Annotated in this window: 17 protein-coding genes; 7 read left to right on the top strand and 10 right to left on the bottom strand. The window is 67.3% G+C overall.

What is annotated here, in order from left to right; all coding sequences use genetic code 11:
* Window positions 1-11: 11 nt before the first annotated feature.
* The 7 genes from ACZYSP_RS33050 to ACZYSP_RS33080 all read left to right on the top strand — a co-directional run bounded on the left by ACZYSP_RS33050 (window position 12) and on the right by ACZYSP_RS33080 (window position 6,537).
* Window positions 12-812, top strand: coding sequence for an ABC transporter ATP-binding protein (locus ACZYSP_RS33050; protein WP_093055344.1), 801 nt, complete (start codon window positions 12-14; stop codon window positions 810-812).
* The gene (locus ACZYSP_RS33055) at window positions 790-1,677 is read left to right on the top strand and encodes an ABC transporter permease (RefSeq protein ID WP_176928797.1); all 888 of its coding nucleotides are present in this window, start codon (window positions 790-792) and stop codon (window positions 1,675-1,677) included. The genes ACZYSP_RS33050 and ACZYSP_RS33055 overlap by 23 nt, the downstream gene beginning before the upstream one ends.
* Window positions 1,667-3,046, top strand: coding sequence for an FAD-binding oxidoreductase (locus ACZYSP_RS33060; protein ID WP_489018789.1), 1,380 nt, complete (start codon window positions 1,667-1,669; stop codon window positions 3,044-3,046). Before ACZYSP_RS33055 ends, ACZYSP_RS33060 begins: the two co-directional genes overlap by 11 nt.
* 56 nt (window positions 3,047-3,102) lie before the next feature.
* Window positions 3,103-4,131 (top strand): ABC transporter substrate-binding protein, encoded by a 1,029-nt coding sequence (locus tag ACZYSP_RS33065; RefSeq protein ID WP_489018791.1) that lies wholly within the window; start codon window positions 3,103-3,105, stop codon window positions 4,129-4,131.
* A 154-nt stretch (window positions 4,132-4,285) separates the two neighbouring features.
* Window positions 4,286-4,876, top strand: a complete 591-nt coding sequence (locus ACZYSP_RS33070) for an NAD(P)H-dependent oxidoreductase (protein ID WP_093055338.1) — start codon at window positions 4,286-4,288, stop codon at window positions 4,874-4,876.
* Between the two features lie 27 nt (window positions 4,877-4,903).
* Window positions 4,904-5,863, top strand: a complete 960-nt coding sequence (locus tag ACZYSP_RS33075) for a PDR/VanB family oxidoreductase (protein WP_489018794.1) — start codon at window positions 4,904-4,906, stop codon at window positions 5,861-5,863.
* Window positions 5,860-6,537: a TetR family transcriptional regulator C-terminal domain-containing protein gene (locus ACZYSP_RS33080; RefSeq protein WP_489018796.1), complete on the top strand. Its 678-nt coding sequence runs from the start codon at window positions 5,860-5,862 to the stop codon at window positions 6,535-6,537. The genes ACZYSP_RS33075 and ACZYSP_RS33080 overlap by 4 nt, the downstream gene beginning before the upstream one ends.
* Here ACZYSP_RS33080 and ACZYSP_RS33085 read toward each other — a convergent pair.
* The 10 genes from ACZYSP_RS33085 to mdeB form a co-directional block, all read right to left on the bottom strand.
* The gene (locus ACZYSP_RS33085; protein WP_307614677.1) at window positions 6,530-7,003 is read right to left on the bottom strand and encodes a RidA family protein; all 474 of its coding nucleotides are present in this window, start codon (window positions 7,001-7,003) and stop codon (window positions 6,530-6,532) included. The genes ACZYSP_RS33080 and ACZYSP_RS33085 overlap by 8 nt on opposite strands.
* Complete coding sequence (locus tag ACZYSP_RS33090) at window positions 7,000-8,196, bottom strand: amidohydrolase family protein (protein WP_489018798.1); 1,197 nt, start codon at window positions 8,194-8,196, stop codon at window positions 7,000-7,002. The genes ACZYSP_RS33085 and ACZYSP_RS33090 overlap by 4 nt, the downstream gene beginning before the upstream one ends.
* Window positions 8,193-9,014 carry a 2-oxo-tetronate isomerase gene (otnI, locus tag ACZYSP_RS33095; protein WP_489018800.1) on the bottom strand — a complete coding sequence of 274 codons (822 nt, stop codon included), beginning with the start codon at window positions 9,012-9,014 and terminating at the stop codon, window positions 8,193-8,195. The genes ACZYSP_RS33090 and otnI overlap by 4 nt, the downstream gene beginning before the upstream one ends.
* 12 nt (window positions 9,015-9,026) lie before the next feature.
* On the bottom strand, window positions 9,027-9,692 hold the full coding sequence (locus ACZYSP_RS33100; RefSeq protein ID WP_354336642.1) for a class II aldolase/adducin family protein: 666 nt from the start codon (window positions 9,690-9,692) through the stop codon (window positions 9,027-9,029).
* Entirely contained in the window at window positions 9,689-10,960 is a 1,272-nt protein-coding gene (gene otnK / locus ACZYSP_RS33105) for a 3-oxo-tetronate kinase (RefSeq protein ID WP_489018803.1), read from the bottom strand. Before otnK ends, ACZYSP_RS33100 begins: the two co-directional genes overlap by 4 nt.
* Window positions 10,961-10,963: 3 nt before the next feature.
* Entirely contained in the window at window positions 10,964-11,980 is a 1,017-nt protein-coding gene (gene denD, locus ACZYSP_RS33110; RefSeq protein ID WP_489018805.1) for a D-erythronate dehydrogenase, read from the bottom strand.
* A gap of 26 nt (window positions 11,981-12,006) precedes the next feature.
* Window positions 12,007-12,930, bottom strand: a complete 924-nt coding sequence (gene ltnD, locus ACZYSP_RS33115; RefSeq protein ID WP_489018807.1) for an L-threonate dehydrogenase — start codon at window positions 12,928-12,930, stop codon at window positions 12,007-12,009.
* Window positions 12,931-12,953: 23 nt separating this feature from the next.
* Window positions 12,954-14,282 carry an MFS transporter gene (locus ACZYSP_RS33120; RefSeq protein WP_093055318.1) on the bottom strand — a complete coding sequence of 443 codons (1,329 nt, stop codon included), beginning with the start codon at window positions 14,280-14,282 and terminating at the stop codon, window positions 12,954-12,956.
* A gap of 143 nt (window positions 14,283-14,425) precedes the next feature.
* Window positions 14,426-15,202: a FadR/GntR family transcriptional regulator gene (locus tag ACZYSP_RS33125; protein ID WP_097197659.1), complete on the bottom strand. Its 777-nt coding sequence runs from the start codon at window positions 15,200-15,202 to the stop codon at window positions 14,426-14,428.
* Between the two features lie 59 nt (window positions 15,203-15,261).
* Window positions 15,262-17,916: an alpha-ketoglutarate dehydrogenase gene (mdeB, locus tag ACZYSP_RS33130; protein WP_426390853.1), complete on the bottom strand. Its 2,655-nt coding sequence runs from the start codon at window positions 17,914-17,916 to the stop codon at window positions 15,262-15,264.
* Between the last annotated feature and the right edge of the window lie 73 nt (window positions 17,917-17,989).

Raw genomic sequence — 17,989 nt, forward strand, 5'->3', positions numbered from 1 at the left:
TCGCAGCCATCATGGAAAGCACCACGCCATCCACCCCGCCGCTGGTCACCCTGCGCAACGTCAGCAAGCGTTTCGCCAACGGCACGCTCGCGCTGCAGGGCATGACGCTCGACATCGGCGAGCACGACTTCATCAGCTTCCTGGGCCCCTCGGGCTGCGGCAAGAGCACCGCGCTGCGCCTCATCGCGGGGCTCACGCGCCTCAGTTCGGGCGACATGCACTGGTCGGGTGCCAACACCGGAAAGACGCAGAGCGACCGCGACCTGGGCTTCGTGTTCCAGGAGCCCACGCTCATGCCCTGGGCCAAGGTGTTCGACAACGTCTGGCTGCCGCTCAAGCTCGCGGGCATGAGCCGCGACGCGGCTGCGCCGGTGGTGCAGCAGGTGCTTGAAATGGTCGGGCTCTCGCGCTTTGCCGACGTGTACCCGCGCGAGCTCTCGGGCGGCATGAAGATGCGCGTGTCGATTGCGCGCGCACTGGTCACGCACCCACGGCTGCTGCTGATGGACGAGCCCTTTGCCGCGCTCGACGAGATGACGCGCATCAAGCTCAACAACGACCTGCTGGCCATCTGGCGCGAGCACCGCTTCTCGGTCGTGTTCGTCACGCACAGCGTGTACGAGTCGGTGTACCTGTCGAACCGCATCGTCGTGATGGCCGCGCGCCCGGGCCGCGTGATCGACGAGATCCGCATCGACGAACCCTATCCGCGCGGCGAAGAGTTCCGCACATCGAGCCGCTACAACGCGCACTGCACTGCCGTGTCGCAATCCCTGCACGGAGCCCTGCATGGCCTCGACATCGATCACTGAGCCCGTCGCCCTCGCGGACGCCAATGCGGATGCGGCGCCCTCCGAGGCCTCGCTGCGTGCGCACGAAGACAGGCTGCGCCGGCGCGAGTCGCTGCTGCGCATCGTCGTGCCCGCGGGCATCGTCGTGCTGCTGCTGCTCATCTGGGAATGGACGGTTCGCGCCAACAACATCCCGCACTACATCCTGCCCGCGCCCTCGCTCATTCTTCGCACGCTGTTCGACAACTGGGATTCGCTGTCGAGCGCTCTGTGGTTCACTGTGAAGCTCACGCTGCTCGCGCTCGCCGCGGCCATCGTCGGCGGCGTGCTGCTGGCCATTGCGTTCGCGCTCTTCAAGTGGGTGGAGATCGGCCTGTTCCCGATCGCCGTGATCCTGCAGGTGACGCCGATCATCGCGATTGCGCCGCTGATCCTGATCTATGTGTCGAGCACCACGGCGGCGCTGCTGCTGTGCGCGTGGATCGTGGCCTTCTTCCCGATCCTGTCGAACACCGTCATCGGCCTGAAAAGCGCGGACAGCAACCTTCGCGACCTGTTCCAGCTCTACAAGGCCTCGCCGTGGCAGACCTTCCGCTACCTGCTCGCGCCCAGCGCGCTGCCGTACTTCATGGCGGGCCTGAAGATCGCGGGCGGGCTGAGCCTGATCGGCGCGGTGGTGGCCGAGTTCACGGCCGGCACGGCGGGCAAGGAAACGGGTCTTGCATCGCGCATTCTCGAATCGAGTTTCCGCACCGAGATTCCGATGATGTTCGCGGCGCTGCTGCTGGTGTCGTTGCTGGGCATCGTGATCTTCATCGTGTTCGCGGCCTTGTCGCGGCTGGTGCTCGGGCATTGGCACGAAAGCGAAATGCGCCGTGAACGCTAGGACCATCGTGCCTGCCGTCGACTGGGATGCCGTGCGCGCCGACCTGCGCGGCCTCAACCTGATCACCGCGCCGGCCCAGCGCAAGCAGCTGTCGAAAGACTTCTACTGGTACAGCCCCATCCTCACCGCGCAGCTCGCGGGCTGCGTGGCCGACCTCGTCGTCAAGGTCAGCACCGAAGACGACGTGCGGCAGGCCGCCGCCGTGGCCGCGAAATGGAAGCTGCCGCTCACCGTGCGTGCCGGCGGTACCGGCAACTACGGCCAGTGCGTGCCACTCGAAGGCGGCATCGTGCTCGACGTGACGCAGATGTGCCGCGTGCTCGACATCCAGCCCGGACGCATCCGCGTCGAGGCCGGCGCGCGCATGCACGACATCGACCTCGCCGCACGCGAGACCGACCAGGCGCTGCGCATGTGGCCCTCGACCTGGCACGTGGCGTCCATCGGCGGCTTCATCGCGGGCGGCTTCGGCGGCATCGGCTCGTTCCGCCACGGCATCCTGCGCGACCCCGGCAACCTGCTGCGCGCGCGCGTGATGACGGTAGAGCGCGAGCCGCGCATCATCGAACTGCACGGCGACGAGATCCAGCAGGTGCACCACGCCTATGGCACCAACGGCGTGATCCTCGATGTGGAAGTCGCGCTGAGCCCCGCCGTCGGATGGGTGCACTGCACGGTGCTCTTCGAGACCTATCGCGACGCGCTCGATTTCGGCATTGCGGCGCAGGCGCCTTCGCTCGACATCTTCCTGCTCTCAACGGTGGAGGCGCGTTTCTCGCCCTACTACACCGCCATGCGCGACCGCTTTCCTGCCGACCGGCATGCGGTGTTCGCCATGGTCTCGCCCGAGTCGATGGCGGACTTTCGCGCCTTGGCTGATGCACAGGGCGGCACGATCTCGGTCGCCGGCACCGAAGCCGAGCTGCTCGCCGAAGGCCTACCCCCGGCCTACGAATGCGCGTTCAATCACACGACGCTGCAGGCGCTGAAGGCAGACCGCGGCTGGACCTATCTGCAGGTGGCCTACGCCCAGCCCTTCGACCCGGCCGTGGTCGAGCGCCATCTGCAGATCTTCGGCAACGACGTGCTGCAGCACCAGGACTTCGCGCGCGCCAACGGCGAGTGCGGCACCTTCGGCATCCTGCTGGTGCGCTGGAAGGGCGAGGCCCACCAGTACGAAGTGATCCGCGAGATCGAGTCGCAGGGCGGCTGCCAGATCTTCAACCCGCACGTCGTCACCATCGAGGACGGCGGCATGAAGACCATCGACACGCAGCAGATCGAATTCAAGAAGCGCAGCGACCCGATGGGCCTCATGAACCCGGGCAAGACGCGCGGCTGGTCGCCAGAGATGGCGACCGAACGCTGAAAAGATTTAGTCTCCGCATCCCGTACCTTCCAAAACCTCCACAGGAGTCCGTCCCCATGCGCATCCCCGCTTTCAATCTCCGACCGCTTGCCCTCGGCCTGGCCCTCGGGGCCGCCGCCTTCGCCGCGCAGGCGCAGGAAAAAGTGGTGTTCGCCACCAACTGGAAGGCGCAGGCCGGCCACGGCGGCTTCTACCAGGCCCTGGTGGACGGCACCTACAAGAAGTACGGCCTCGACGTCGACATCCAGCAGGGCGGCCCGATGGTCAACAACCGGCCGATGCTGCCGGCCGGCAAGGTCGACTTCCTGATGACCGGCAACCTGCTGCAGTCCTTCGACAACGTGAAGAACGGCGTGCCCACGGTGGTGGTCGCGGCCTTCTTCCAGAAAGACCCGCAGGCCATGTTCGCCCACCCGGGCCAGGGCTTCGACACCTTCAAGGACATGACCAAGGCACCCGTGGCCTTCATCGGCAAGGACGGCCAGTTCAGCTTCTGGCAGTGGATGAAGTCCGAGCACGGCTTCAAGGATTCGCAGCTCAAGCCCTACACCTTCAACGTGGGCCCCTTCCTGGCCGACAAGAAGTCGATCCAGCAGGGCTATGCCATTTCGGAGCCGCTGTCGATCAAGGCGCAGGCCGGCTTCGACCCGGTGGTGCAGCTGCTGGCCGACAACGGCTTCTCGACCTACTCGACCACCATCGAGACGCGCGCCGACCTGATCAAGACCAAGCCCGAGACGGTGCGCAAGTTCGTCGAGGCCTCGATCATCGGCTGGAACAACTACCTCTACGGCGACAACAAGGCCGCTAACGAGATGATCGCCAAGATCAACCCCGACTCGCCCGTGGCCGCCTCGCAGGGCTCCATCGAGCTGATGAAGAAGATGGGCATCGTCGACAGCGGCGAATCGCTCACCAAGGGCATCGGCGCGATGGACGAGGCCCGCGTGAAGGACTTCTACGACAAGATGGTCAAGGCCGGCCTGTACAAGACCGGCGAGGTCGATCTCTCGAAAGTCGTGACCACGCAGTTCGTCAACAAGGGCGTCGGCGTCGACGTCCGCAAGAAGCTCACCGGCAAGTAAGCACACCGATTTTTTCCCGTGGGTCGCGCGGGGCTTGCGCCGGGGTCAGATGCCGGCGCCTGGGTTGCCATAAGGCACCGCGCGGCCTTTCACTCCTTGGGCTCTGACCCCGTCTCGCCAGCGACGCAAGTCCTGGGCGAACCGGCCCTCAACCATGAAAACGCTAGTCGTCCACTGCCATCCGAACCCTGACAGCTTCAATCACGCGCTCTATCGCACCGCCCTCGAGGCGCTCGAACCGCGACACCCCGTCAAGGCCATCGACCTGTACGCCGAGGGCTTCGACCCGACGCTGACACGCGAAGAGCGCATCGCCTACCTCGACAACCCCGACCTGATCCGCGAACGCGTGAAACCCCACGTCGAAGCGCTGCTATGGGCCGAGCATCTTGTGTTCGTGTTTCCCACCTGGTTCCACGGGCCGCCGTCAATGCTCAAGGGCTGGCTCGAAAGGGTGTGGCTGCCGGGCGTGGCCTTCCTGCCGGCGGAACGCAAGGGGCAGCTCGCGAAGTCGGGCATGCGGCACATCAGGCGGCTGACGGTGGTGACCACCGGCGGCTCGCCGCGCTGGTTCGTGCTGATGATCGGCGACCCGGGCCGGCGGCTGTTCACGCGCGCGCTGCGTGCGCTGTTCGCGTGGCGCTGCAAGGTGACGTGGCTGCAGCTGCACGACATGAACGCAGCGACCGCACGCGATCGGACCCATTTCATCGAGCGCGTGTCGCGCAAGCTGGGCAGCATCTAGAAAACATCGACACAGGGAGACAACTCCATGAGCCTCGAACGCACGCTCACCGTCCGCGTCGAACGCATCTCGCGGCAGACGCCGGAAATCCTGGCCTTCGAGCTGGCCCACCCGTGGGGCCGGCCGCTGCCTTCCTACGAGGCGGGCGCGCACATCGACGTGCACATGCCCGGCGGCTTCTCGCGGCAGTACTCGCTGGCGCGCGCGCCCTCCGACGCCAACTCCTACGTGATCGGCGTGAAGCGCGAGCTCGCCAGCCGCGGCGGTTCGGCCTCGATGCACGAGCGCGTGCGCGAGGGCGACCTGCTGCCGATCAGCGCGCCGCGCAACACCTTTCCGTTGCGCGAGGAAGCCACGCACCACCTGCTGCTGGCCGGTGGCATCGGCATGACGCCGCTGCTGGCGATGGCACAGGCGCTTGCGGCGCGCGGCGCGCAGTTCACGCTGTGCGTGTTCGCGCGCAGCGAAGAGCATCTGGCCTTCACCGATGCACTGCACGCGCCCTCGCTGGCGCCGCACCTGCGACTGCATCTCGACCAGGGTGACGCCTTGCAGCGTATCGACCTGCATGGGTTGCTGGCCGACCGCGCGCCCGGCACGCACCTTTACGTCTGCGGCCCCGGCGGCTTCATGAAGGCGGTGCGCGATGCAGCCGCGCACTGGCCCGAAGACGCGCTGCACGCCGAATACTTCGCCGCACCGACCGACGCCAACGCCACTACCGGCCTGCCCTTCACGCTGAAGCTCGCCCGGCGTGGCATCAGCGTGCCGGTGGCTGCCGACCAGACGGCCGTCGACGCGCTGCACGAAGTCGGCATCGACATTCCCGTGTCGTGCCAGCAGGGCCTGTGCGGCACCTGCGTGGTCGAGGGCGACGGCGAAGGCGCCGAGCACCGCGACTTCTGCCTCACGGGCAGCGAGCGCCGCCACAAGATTGCGCTGTGCTGCTCGCGCGCCAGGGGCCAGGAACTGGAACTCCAGCTGTGAGCGCGCGTCCGGCTTCCGTCAACGAAGAGAGCGACGCCGAGGCGCCCGCCACGCGCGGCCGCTCGCGCAAGTACACGCAGGTGCTCGGCCTCATCAACCAGGCCGCCATCGAGGTGTTCGCAAGCGAAGGGCTGGCCGGCGCGTCCACGCAGGCCATCGCCGACAAGGCGGGGCTTTCGAAGGCGCAGCTGCATTACTACATCGAGAGCAAGGAAGCGCTGTACCGCCAGGTGCTGCAAGACATCCTCACCGACTGGATCGTGGTGTTCGGCTTCAGCGACGAGGCCTTCGGCCCGCGCAAGGTGCTGGGCGACCTGATCCAGCGCAAGATGATGTTCTCGTTCGAGCACCCGCTGCGCTCGCGGATCTTCACCGCCGAGATGATGCGCGGCGCGCCCGTCATCAACAACATGATGGACACGAGCAAGCAGCGCACCGAACAGGCTGCAGCCGTGATCCAGAACTGGATGAACCAGGGCCTGATGGACAAGGCAGACCCGATGCTGGTGCTGTTCCACATCTGGGCGGTGACGCAGTTCTACGCCGACCACGCCACGCAGGCGGCCTACTACCGCAACGCAGCCCAGCAGGGCCAGGACAAGGACGGCAAAGACCGGCGCTACCTGATCGAGCAGGTGACGGAGTTCCTGCTGAAGGGCGCGGGGGTCAAGTAGAAGGCGAGCGCTGGGGCAGGTACATGGTGGCTTCGACTTCCACCAGCACTTCGTCCCCCGGCAGGAAGCGCGACACCTCCACCACCGTGCTCACCGGCGGCTCGCCCGGATAGAACAGGCCGCGCACGCGGTTGTAGAAGGCGTAGTGCGGCAGGTGGCGGAAGTACTGCACCAGCTTCACCACGTCTTCCATGGTGCCGCCATGCTCGGCGGCGATCTGGCGGATGCGCTCCAGCACGAACCAGCTCTGCGCGACGATGGGCGCCTCGAACACGTCGACCGACATCTGGCCGGTGGCATAGCCCACGCCCTGCAGCGCGGTGCGCGCCGCTTCGGGAATCGCGTCGTAGCCGGCGACGGCGCGGCGTGTGGCCGGATCGACCGCGACCACGCCGCTCATGAAGACGAAATCGCCGACGCGCTTGGCGGCGGCGTAGTTGGCCATTGGCTTGCCCATCGTGCTCATTGTGTTTTCTCCAGTACCTGGCCAGCGCGGATGACGGTGCGTTGCCGCCCGCGCGGGCCGATGAGTTCGTGTTCGTCTGTGGCCGACAGCAGCAGCAGGTCCGCCGGGCAGCCCGGCGCGATGCGCCCGTCCCATGCGAGCCCCAGCGCTTTCGCGGGACTCACGGTGACGGTGTCGAGCCAGTCGGAGGCCGGGGCCAGGTGCGCCATCTGCACGCCGAGGCCGAAGGTCTCCAGCAAGTCGTAGCTGCCGTAGGGATAGAAGGCGTCCTGCACGTTGTCGGTTGCGAGGCTTGCACGCAAGCCCCGTGCCGCCGCCTCGCGGATGCGCGTGATGCCGCGTTGCACCGGTGTGCGGTCCCAGGCGCCCTGCAGGTAGAGGTTGGTGGTGGGCAGCGCGACAAGGTGAATGCCCGCGCCGGCGCACAGTGCCAGCGTTTCTCCGGCAACCGCGTCGTCCTGCACCGAGAGCGAGCAGGCATGGCCGCAGACCACGCCGTGCCTGAAGTCGCGCGCCCGCACCAGCTGCGCGATGCTGCGCAGGCCGCTGGCCTCGGGGTCGAGCCCCTCGTCGACATGGAAGTCGAGGCCCAGCCCGTGTTGCTGCGCGAGGTCGAACACACGTCCGAGCTTGTGGACGATGCCTTCGTTGCGATAGACGAACGCGCCGAGCACACCGCCCGCGCGCTTCACTTCACGTGCAATGCGTTCGGCTGCAGCGTGGTCGGCGAACAGGTCGAGCGGCGTGAGCGAGACGAACTGCAGTTCGACGCGGCCGCGCCACTCCTCGCGCAGCGACTCGAACACAGCCAGCGCGGCCGGTGGTTCGGCCTGAACCCAGTCGAGGTGCGTGCGCAGTGCGCGCGTGCCCGATTGCCAGGCGTCGTGCAGCGCACGCTCCATGCGCAGGCGCAGCGATTCGCCGGTCCAGCTGTCGCGGTGCCTGTTCATGCGCTCGATGGCGGCGAACAGGTTGCCTTGCGCAGCGCCGACGTCCTGCACGGTGTAGTTCTTGTCGATGTGCGCGTGCGCCTCGACCAGCGCGCTCAGCAGCGTGCCGCTTGCGTGCTTCTGTTGGGCGCTCGGCACGATGGATGCAACGCTGTCGCCAGTCAACGTGACATCAAACAACTGCGCATCGCCCGCCGCGAATGCACGCAGCGGCGCCGGAATGCGCAGCGCCTCGAGCTTCATGCGTGCCGCTGCTCCCAGGCCCGCAGCCAGCCGAGGCCGGCCGAGGTGCCGCTCGGCTCCGAGCCGCGCTTCGGCCGGTATTCGCAGCCGACCCAGCCCTGCCAGCCGCACTGCGCCGACACCTCGTCGATCACGTCGAACAGGTACGGGTAGTTCTGTTCGCCGATGTCCGGCTCGTGGCGCTCGGGCACGCCGGCGATCTGGATGTGGCCGACGCGGCCGGTGGGAAGGTACTTGCGGATCTTCATTGCCACGTCGCCTTCGACGATCTGGCAGTGGTACAGGTCCATCTGCACCTTGAGGTTAGGCGCGCCCACCGTTTCGACGATCTCGTGCGCGTGGTCCTGCCGGTTGAGAAAGAAGCGCGGAATGTCGCGCGTGTTGATCGGCTCGATCAACACGTCGCGGCCGGCCTTGGCTGCTTCGGCCGCGGCCCAGCGCAGGTTGTCGAGGTACACGGGCTGCAGCGCGTCGCGCTCCAGGCCTTCGGGCACGAGGCCGGCCATGACGTGGATGCGCGGGCAGTCGAGCGCCACGGCGTAGTCGATCGCCTTGGCAATGCCTTCGCGAAACTCGGCGTCGCGCCCGGGCAGGCAGGCCAGGCCGCGCTCGCCGCCGTTCCAGTCGCCGGGCGGGCCGTTGAACAGCACCTGCTGCAAGCCGTTGTGCCTGAGCCGCGCCAGGATTTCGTCTTTCGCGAAGTCGTAGGGGAAGAGATATTCCACGGCCTTGAAGCCGTCTTTCGCGGCGGCGTCGAAGCGGTCGAGAAAAGCGAGCTCCGGGTAGAGCATCGAGAGGTTGGCGGCAAATTGGGGCATGGGGTGTTTGTACTACCAGCGCGCACCGAAGGTACGGCGCAGTTCATCGATCTGATCGGCGTTCAGCGGCTCGGGCCGAGCGGCCTGCGCGAGCTGCTGAAGCCGTGCGGTTTCTTCGAGTTCTTCGAGCACGGCCATGGCGGCGGCCGGCGTGTCGTGCCAGACGTTGGGCCCGAGGCGCGTGAGCATCACGGCGCGAATCGGCGTGCCGGCGGTGCCGAAGCGCTCGATGGTTTGTGCCACCTGCTCGGCTGCTTCTGGAGCACCAGGCCGGTGGTACGCAATGACGGGTACATGGCCGACCTTCATCACGAAATACGGTGTAAGTGCGGGCAGCAGTTCGTCTCCCGGCTCGTTCAGCGTGAGCGCGACGCAATGCGTGCTGTGTGTGTGGATCACGCAGGCGGTGTTCGCATCGAACTTGCGCGTCGCGGCGTAAATGCGCGTGTGCAGTGCGATGGTCTTGCTGGCGCGGTCTCCGCTGGTCTGCTGGCCTTGCGCATCGAGTCTGGCCAATCGCGCCGGGTCGAGAAAGCCGAGGCAGGCATCGGTCGGCGTGATCAGAAAGCCGTCGTCCAGCCGCACGCTGATGTTGCCGGCTGTGGCATGCACGTAGCCGCGCTCGAACAGGCTGCGGCCGACGCGGCAGATTTCTTCGCGGGCTTCGTTCTCGGTCATGCGAGCACTGTAAATGCCTTGGTGAAGAAATCGTCGCTTCCGAAGTTGCCGGACTTCAGCGCGATATGCACGCCTGCCTCTGGCGCAGCATCGGAACGCGCATGGCACCACGGCACGCCGGGGTCGATCTGCGGGCCGATCTGCATCTGCGCGATGCCCAGCGCCTGCACGCATGCACCCGAGGTTTCACCGCCGGCCACCACCAGCTGGTGTACGCCGCGTTCGACCAAACCGCGCGCGATGGCTGCAATGGTGCGTTCGACCATCGCGCCGGCCTCTTCGACACCGAGCCTGCCTTGCACCGACTTCACGGCGCCGGCTTCGGCGGTCGAGTAGACGAGCACGGGGCCCTTGTCGATCAAGGGCGCGGCCCAGGCCAGCACTTCGGCGGCAACGTCCACGCCCGCGGCGATGCGCAATGGGTCGACGGCCATTGCCGCGCCGCCGCGCTGGATGAAATCGAGCACCTGCCGGTTGGTGGCTAGCGAGCAGCTGCCCGAGACCACCGCCGTCTTGCCGCCGACCTTTGGCAATGCACTGGCCTGCGAAGAAGGCGCGAGTCCGAAGTTGGCCGGCAGGCCGATGGCCACGCCCGAGCCCGCGGTGAGCAACGGCATCTTCGCGAGCGCCGGGCCCATGCGCAGAAGGTCGTCGTTCGACACGGCGTCGACGATGGCGATAGACACGCCCTCGGCCTTCAACTGAGCGATGCGCTCATCGATGGCAGTCGCGCCGCGCGCCACCACCGTGTAGTCGATGAGGCCCACCTTGCGCTTGCACTGCGCCTGCAGCACACGCACGAGGTTCGGGTCGGTCATCGGCGTGAGCGGGTGGTTCTGCATGCCGCTCTCGTTGAGCAGCACGTCGCCCGCGAACAGGTAGCCCTTGAACACGGTGCGCTTGTTGTCTGGAAAAGCGGGCGTGGCGATGGTGAAGTCGCATTGCAGCGCATCCATCAGCGCCTCGGTCACGGGGCCGATGTTGCCTTGCGCCGTGCTGTCGAAGGTGGAGCAGTACTTGAAGTAGATCTGCTTTGCGCCCTGCGCCTGCAGCCAGCGCAGCGCATCGAGCGACTGCGCGATGGCCTCGGCCGGCGCGATGGTGCGCGACTTGAGTGCGACGACGACGGCATCCACATCGGCATCGAGCGGGCCTTCGGGCACGCCGATGGCCTGCACCACGCGCATGCCCGCGCGCACGAGGTTGTTGGCGAGGTCGGTGGCGCCGGTGAAATCGTCGGCGATGCAGCCGAGAACGAGCTTTGCCATGGGTCAGTCCTTCACGACAGGCAGCTTCACGGCCTGTGTGTTCTCGCGCACGTAGTCGCGCAGGATCGCGTCGAAGCTGGCGTCGGCCTTCAGGCCCAGCGCTTCGGCGCGCGCTGCGTGGATGCGACTGGGCCAGCTGGTGACGATCTTCGCGATGGCGGCGTCGGGCTCCCAGTCGATCAGGCCGGTGGCGTCCTTGCCGGCAATGCGTTCGAGCGCCTGCGCCATCTCGCGCACGGTGGTCGTCAATGCCGGCAGGTTGATCGCAGTGCGTGCACCCCATTCCGCGGCGCTGGCGGTGGCCGCGCGCACGATTCCCGCGACGGTGTTGCCGGGCGATGCCAGCGCGACAGGCGTGTCGGGCGACACGGGGCAGCGCGCGCGTTCGCCCGCCAGCGGCTCGCGCAGCATGCCGCTCAGGAAGCTGGAGGCCGCGCCGTTGGGTTTGCCTGGGCGCACCGACACCGTCATGAGCCGCACATTGCGGCCCTGCACGAAGCCCTTGCGCGTGAAGTCGGCCACCAATTGCTCGCCGATGAATTTCTGGATGCCGTAGCTGTTCTGCGGTGTCGGCAGCGTGGTGTCTTCGATCACGGCGGGCAGGCGCTGCTCGGGCGAATCGCCGAACACGGCGACCGAGCTGGAGAACACGAACACCGGCGAGTGGCCCGCGCGGCGGCAGGCCTCGAGCAGGCCGCGCGTGGTGTCGAGGTTGCTGCGCATGCCCAGGTCGAAGTCGGCCTCGCATTCGCCGCTCACAGCGGCGGCGAGGTGGAACACCGCGTCGGTGTCGGCCAGCGGCAGCGCTCCGTTGCCGGCCTGCTCGTACAGGTCGCCCTGCACGAATTGCACGCGGGCGTCGCCGGCCAGGTCGGCGGGCGGCGACACGCGGTCGGCCAGGGTGATGCGCGACACCGGCTGCGCGGCGCCGCCGGCCAGTGCGAGGTTGCCGCCCGCAAGCAGCGTGCGGGCGAGGCGGGCGCCGAGGAAGCCGCAGCCGCCGGTGATGAGGATGTTCATGAGCGAGTGTGTCCTTCTTGTCTTGTTCAGGCCTGTTTTTTCGGCGCCGGCACTTCGATGCCCGGGAAAATCTTGATCACCGCGCTGTCGTCTTCGCGCGCATAGCCCGCGGTCGATGCCTGCATGAACATCTGGTGCGCGGTGGACGACAGCGGCAGCGGAAACTTGGTCGCGCGCGCCACGTCGAGCACCAGGCCCAGGTCCTTCACGAAGATGTCGACGGCCGACAGTGGCGTGTAGTCGCCCGCGAGCACGTGCGCCATGCGGTTCTCGAACATCCAGCTGTTGCCCGCGCTGTGCGTGATGACTTCGTACAGCGCCGCCGGGTCCACGCCTTCGCGCAGGCCCAGCGCCATGGCCTCGGCCGCCGCGGCGATGTGCACGCCGGCCAGCAGCTGGTTGATGACTTTCACCTTGCTGCCCGCGCCCGCGCTGTCGCCCAGGCGGTAGACCTTGGCGGCCATCGCGTCGAGCACCGCGCCGGCCTTCTCGTAGGCGGCGGGCGTACCGGCGGTCATCATCGTCATCTGGCCACTCGCAGCTTTCGCTGCGCCGCCGGAGATGGGCGCGTCGAGGTACAGGATGCCCAGCTTCTCAAGGCGCGCTTCGAGCGCCACCGACCAGTTCGGATCGACGGTGGAGCACATCACGAACAGGCTGCCGGGCTTCATCGATGCGGCGCAGCCGGGCGTGGTGCCGTCGCCGAACAGCACCGACTCGGTCTGCGCCGCATTCACGACGACGCTGACGACGATGTCGCACTGCGCGCCGAGCGCGGCCAGCGTGTCGCAGGCCGTGCCGCCATCGCGCGCGAAGGCTTCGGCGACCTCGCGGCGCACGTCGAACACGTGCGGCGCATGGCCCGCACGGCGCAGCGATTGCGCCATGCCGGCGCCCATGGCGCCGAGGCCTACGAGGCCGACGACGGGAGTGTTGGTGCTGGAAGTCATGCAGGGATTCTTTCTTTCGAGGATCAGCGATTCACGAGTTGCTTGGGGGTCAGCCACACGCCGATGGCGCCAAGCACCAGCGCACCGGCCAGCACGTACATGCCGATCTGCGTGCTGCCGGTCAGGTCTTTCAGGTAACCGATGAGGTACGGGCTCACGAAGCCCGCGAGGTTGCCCACCGAGTTGATGGCCGCGATGCCGGCGGCCGCCGCCGTGCCGGTGAGGAAAGCGGTGGGCAGCGACCAGAAGAGCGGCGCGCAGGTCAGCACGCCGGCTGCGGCGAGCGAGAGGAACGCCAGCGACACGACCGTGTTCTGCGTGTACGAAGCCGCGACGGTGAAGCCAATCGCGCCCATCAGCGCGGGCACGATCAGGTGCCAACGGCGCTCCTGGCGGCGGTCGGCGCTGCGGCCGAAGAGGTTCATCGCGACGATGGCGCAGACGAAGGGGATCGCGCTGAGCAGCCCGATGTTCAGGTTGCCCTGCACGCCCGTGGCCTTGACCAGCGTGGGCAGCCAGAAAGTGAGTGCGTATTGGCCCATGACGAAGGCGAAGTAGATGAACGCCATCCACCATATGCGCGCATCGCGGAACACGCCAGCCACCGAGTGCGGGCCCTTGGCGCCATGGGCTGCGTCGCGCGCCACCTCACGCTGCAGCAGCGCCTTTTCTTCAGCACTCAGCCAGCGCGCCTGGGCGATGCCGTTGTCGAGGTAGACCAGCACCATCACGCCCACGAGCACGGCGGGAACGGCTTCGATCAGGAACATCCACTGCCAGCCGCTCATCGACGAGACGCCGTGGAAGCTGTCCATGATCCAGCCCGACAGCGGGTTGCCGAAGATGCCCGCCACCGGAATGGCCGACATGAACACCGCGATGATCCGCGCGCGCCGGTGCGCCGGGTACCAGTGCGTGAGGTACAGGATCACGCCCGGGTAGAAGCCCGCCTCGGCCACGCCGAGCAGGAAGCGCAGGATGTAGAAGCTGGTCGGCGTCTTCACGAACATGAAGCAGGCCGAGAGCAGGCCCCAGGTGATCATGATCCGCGCGATCCAGATGCGCGCGCCCACGCGGTTGAGCAGCAGGTTGCTCGGCACCTCGAACAGGAAGTAGCCGAGGAAGAAGATGCCCGCGCCCAGGCCGAACACGGTTTCGCTGAAGCCCAGGTCTTGCCCCATCTGCAGCTTGGCGAAGCCCACGTTGACGCGGTCGAGATACGCGACCACGTAGCACAGCATGAGAAAAGGCACGAGGCGCCAGAACACCTTGGCGTAAGTGCGCTTTTCGAGCGCGGCATCGGCTGCGGCGGACGACGGCATGGCGCCGGCCTGGAGGGTCGAGGAAGTCATGAGAAAGCTTTGTCTCGGTTAATTTGTCAGGTCATCATACAAATTTGAGATTTGTGAACCGACCCGGGTAAACCCGGAGATCGCGCCGTTCGCGGCGACTTTCTGGTGTCTTTCTGTGTCGGCTCGGCTGCCTACAGCTCGCTTTAGCTGCCTATTGGCCAGCCTTCGACCAAGGGCCGCGCGAGCTGCGCGCCTTCCTGCTGCCAGAACGCGGGATCGGCCTGCTCGATGCGGCGGATCGCGTTGTCCATGTGGTTCTTGGCCGCCTCGCGCGCCCGCAGCGGATCGCCGGCCTCGATGGCTTCGACGATGCGCGCATGCTCTTGCGCCACCTCGCGCGCGAAGTCGGCGCGGCGCGCCTCGTTGGCGCGCGTGACGCGGGTGGCGCCGTGCAAAAACTGCCGCAGGTACTGCAGCGTGCCGATGAGGAAGGGGTTGCGCGCAGCCTCGGCAATGGCGCGGTGGAAGCGCACGTCTTCGTCGGCTCCGTTGCCACCCGCTTCCACGGCGGCGTGCAGCGCATCGATGGCGTCGCGGATGCGCTGCACATCGTCTGGCGTGCGGCGCTCGGCGGCCAGCGCTGCCACTTCGGCTTCGAGCGCGCGGCGCAGCTCGACCATCTGGATGACGGCTTCGCGCGAGGCCACGTGCGGCATCTCGAAGCGCAGCGGCTCGACGCCGGCGGCACGCACATACACGCCGCTGCCCTGGCGCGAATCGAGCAGGCCCAGCGACTTGAGCCGCGACACCGCTTCACGCACCACGGTGCGGCTCACGCCGAACTGCTCGGCCAGCGCGGTTTCGGTCGGCAGGCGGTCGCCTTCGGAAAGGCGCCCGCTGCGCACCTCGGCGGCCAATGCATCGGCGACCTGGTCGGCCAGGCGGACGCTGGGGGCGAGGGATTGGAAGCGGGCGGTCATGGGCGCGAATGGGGTGGGGCCTGCGACTCTAACGCAGGCTCTGCGCGACCGCCGCCGGCTCAGTTCAGCGCGTGGCGAGCAGCCCGCGCGATGCTGGCCGCATCGACGCCGAAGAATCCGCGCAGCGCCGCACGCGTGTCGCTGCGGCCGAAACCATCGGTGCCGAGCGTGATGTAGCGGCGGCCTTCCGGCAGGAAGGCACGCACGCTCTCAGGCACGGCGCGCACGTAGTCGGTGGCGGCAATGATGGGCGCCTTGCTGCCCTTGCCGAGCTGCTGCGCGATGAACGCGGTGCCGGCTTCTTCACCCGACAACGCGCGCTGCTCGCAAGCCAGCCCGTCGCGCGCAAGTTCGCTCCAGCTCGTGACGCTGAACACCTCGGCCTCGATACCTTCTTCGGCCAGCAGCTGCGCGGCCTTCACAACCTCTGTGAGGATCGCGCCGGAGCCCATCAGCGTGACCTTCTTCTTCGCCTTGCCCGATGCCGGCGCATACGTGCCGAAGCGATAGCACCCGCGCAGGATGTCGCCTTCCGCGCCCTCGGGCACATCGGGCTGCGCGTAGTTCTCGTTCATGAGCGTGACGTAATAGAACACGTCCTTCTGCTCGACCATCATCTCGCGGATGCCCGCATCGACGATCACCGCCATCTCGCCCGCGTAGGCCGGGTCGTAGGCCTTGCAGTTGGGAATGGTCGCGGCCACGAGGTGGCTGCTGCCGTCCTGATGCTGCAGTCCTTCGCCGCCGAGCGTGGTGCGCCCGGACGTGGCGCCGAGCAGGAAGCCGCGCGCACGCTGGTCCGCGGCAGCCCAGATGGCGTCGCCCACGCGCTGGAAGCCGAACATCGAGTAGTAGATGTAGAAGGGCAGCATCGCCAGGCCATGCACGCTGTAGCTGGTGGCGGCCGCCGTCCAGCTCGCGATGGCGCCGGCTTCGCTGATGCCCTCTTCCAGGATCTGCCCGTCGGTGGCTTCGCGATAGCTCAGCACCGAGCCGATGTCTTCCGGCGCGTAGCGCTGGCCCACGCTCGAATAGATGCCCACCTGCTTGAACAGGTTGGCCATGCCGAAGGTGCGCGCCTCGTCGGCCACGATGGGCACGATGCGCGGGCCCAGGGCCTTGTCCTTCATGAGATTGCCCAGCATGCGCACGAAGGCCATGGTGGTGCTCATTTCCTTGCCGGCGGCGGCCGTGGCGAACTGCGCGTAGCTCGCGATGTCGGGCTTGGCCACCACGTCGCAGGCGGTCTCGCGGCGCGGCATGGCGCCGCCGAGCGATTCGCGGTGCTGGCGCAGGTAGCGCATCTCGGCGCTGTCTTCGGCGGGGCGATAGAAGTCCATCGCGGTGGCCTGCGCATCGGTCAGCGGCAGGTTGAAGCGGTCGCGGAATTCGATGAGGTCCACGTCGCCCATCTTCTTGTGCGAGTGCGTGGTCATCTTGCCCTGCGCGGCGCTGCCCATGCCGTAGCCCTTCTTGGTGTGGGCGAGGATCACAGTGGGCTGGCCCTTGTGCTTGGCCGCCGCCGCGTAAGCCGCATGGATCTTCACGAGGTCGTGGCCGCCGCGCTTGAGGCGATCGATCTGCTCGTCGGTCATGCCTTCGGCCAGGCGCGCGAGTTCGGGGTTCTGGCCGAAGAAGTTGTCGCGGTTGAAGCGGCCGTCCTTTGCGGCGAAGGTCTGCATCTGGCCGTCGACGGTGTTGGCGAACACGCGGGCCAGCGCGCCGCTCGTGTCCTGCGCGAAGAGGCCATCCCAGTCGCTGCCCCACACGAGCTTGATGACGTTCCAGCCCGCGCCGGCAAACAGCTTTTCGAGCTCGTCGATGATGCGGCCGTTGCCGCGCACCGGGCCGTCCAGCCGCTGCAGGTTGCAGTTGACGACCCACACGAGGTTGTCGAGCTTCTCGCGCGCGGCGAGCGTCAGCGCACTCATCGACTCGGGCTCGTCCATCTCGCCGTCGCCGAACACGCCCCACACCTTGCGGCCTTCGCAGTTCAGCAGGTTGCGGTGCGTGAGGTAGCGCATGAAGCGCGCGTGGTAGATCGAGCTGATGGGGCCGATGCCCATCGAGCCGGTGGGGAACTGCCAGAAGTCCGGCATCAGGTACGGATGCGGGTAGCTGCACAGGCCGCGCGCGCCGCTGCCGTCGACGAAGGCGGGAGCGGTGAGCTCCTGGCGGTAGTGCTTCAGGTCTTCTTCGCTCAGGCGGCCTTCGAGGTAGGCCCGCGCATAGACGCCCGGGGCGCTGTGCGGCTGGAAGAACACGAGGTCGCCTCGGTGCTGTTCGCTGCGCGCGTGGAAGAAGTGGTTGAAGCCGGTCTCGAACAGGTCTGCCGCGCTGGCGTAGCTGGCGATGTGGCCGCCGAGTTCGCCATACGCCTGGTTGGCCTTGGCCACCATCGCGAGCGCGTTCCAGCGCATCAGCGAGGCGAGCTTTTCCTCGATGGCAAGGTCGCCCGGGAACGGCGGCTGGTCTTCCGCGGCGATGGTGTTGACGTACGGCGTCGCGAGTTCGGGCTGCCAGCCGATGCGCTGCTGCCGCGCGAGGCGGGCCAGCTCGACCAGCATCTGCCTGGCGCGCTGCGGCCCCTGTGTTTGCGCCAGCGCCACGAAGGCATCGCGCCATTCGGCGGTCTCGGCGGGATCGGGGTCGTGCGAAAGCTGCGGGTCGAGCAGCAAGGCGCGCATCTGGTCGGCGGAAATCGGGGCGTTCATACCGGCACTTTAGGCCGCTTTGTGGAAAATTAGCTACTGGCGCGGGCAATCCCACGCCAGCCTCGCAGCATAA

The organism is Variovorax sp. F042 (assembly GCF_057814215.1).

Coding starts and splice junctions, on each gene's coding strand:
- ACZYSP_RS33050 (WP_093055344.1), top strand. CDS start 12: ATGGAAAGCACCACGCCATCCACCCCGCCGCTGGTCACCCTGCGCAAC.
- ACZYSP_RS33055 (WP_176928797.1), top strand. CDS start 790: ATGGCCTCGACATCGATCACTGAGCCCGTCGCCCTCGCGGACGCCAAT.
- ACZYSP_RS33065 (WP_489018791.1), top strand. CDS start 3,103: ATGCGCATCCCCGCTTTCAATCTCCGACCGCTTGCCCTCGGCCTGGCC.
- ACZYSP_RS33070 (WP_093055338.1), top strand. CDS start 4,286: ATGAAAACGCTAGTCGTCCACTGCCATCCGAACCCTGACAGCTTCAAT.
- ACZYSP_RS33075 (WP_489018794.1), top strand. CDS start 4,904: ATGAGCCTCGAACGCACGCTCACCGTCCGCGTCGAACGCATCTCGCGG.
- ACZYSP_RS33085 (WP_307614677.1), bottom strand. CDS start 7,003: ATGAGCACGATGGGCAAGCCAATGGCCAACTACGCCGCCGCCAAGCGC.
- ACZYSP_RS33090 (WP_489018798.1), bottom strand. CDS start 8,196: ATGAAGCTCGAGGCGCTGCGCATTCCGGCGCCGCTGCGTGCATTCGCG.
- otnI (WP_489018800.1), bottom strand. CDS start 9,014: ATGCCCCAATTTGCCGCCAACCTCTCGATGCTCTACCCGGAGCTCGCT.
- ACZYSP_RS33100 (WP_354336642.1), bottom strand. CDS start 9,692: ATGACCGAGAACGAAGCCCGCGAAGAAATCTGCCGCGTCGGCCGCAGC.
- otnK (WP_489018803.1), bottom strand. CDS start 10,960: ATGGCAAAGCTCGTTCTCGGCTGCATCGCCGACGATTTCACCGGCGCC.
- denD (WP_489018805.1), bottom strand. CDS start 11,980: ATGAACATCCTCATCACCGGCGGCTGCGGCTTCCTCGGCGCCCGCCTC.
- ltnD (WP_489018807.1), bottom strand. CDS start 12,930: ATGACTTCCAGCACCAACACTCCCGTCGTCGGCCTCGTAGGCCTCGGC.
- ACZYSP_RS33120 (WP_093055318.1), bottom strand. CDS start 14,282: ATGACTTCCTCGACCCTCCAGGCCGGCGCCATGCCGTCGTCCGCCGCA.
- ACZYSP_RS33125 (WP_097197659.1), bottom strand. CDS start 15,202: ATGACCGCCCGCTTCCAATCCCTCGCCCCCAGCGTCCGCCTGGCCGAC.
- mdeB (WP_426390853.1), bottom strand. CDS start 17,916: ATGAACGCCCCGATTTCCGCCGACCAGATGCGCGCCTTGCTGCTCGAC.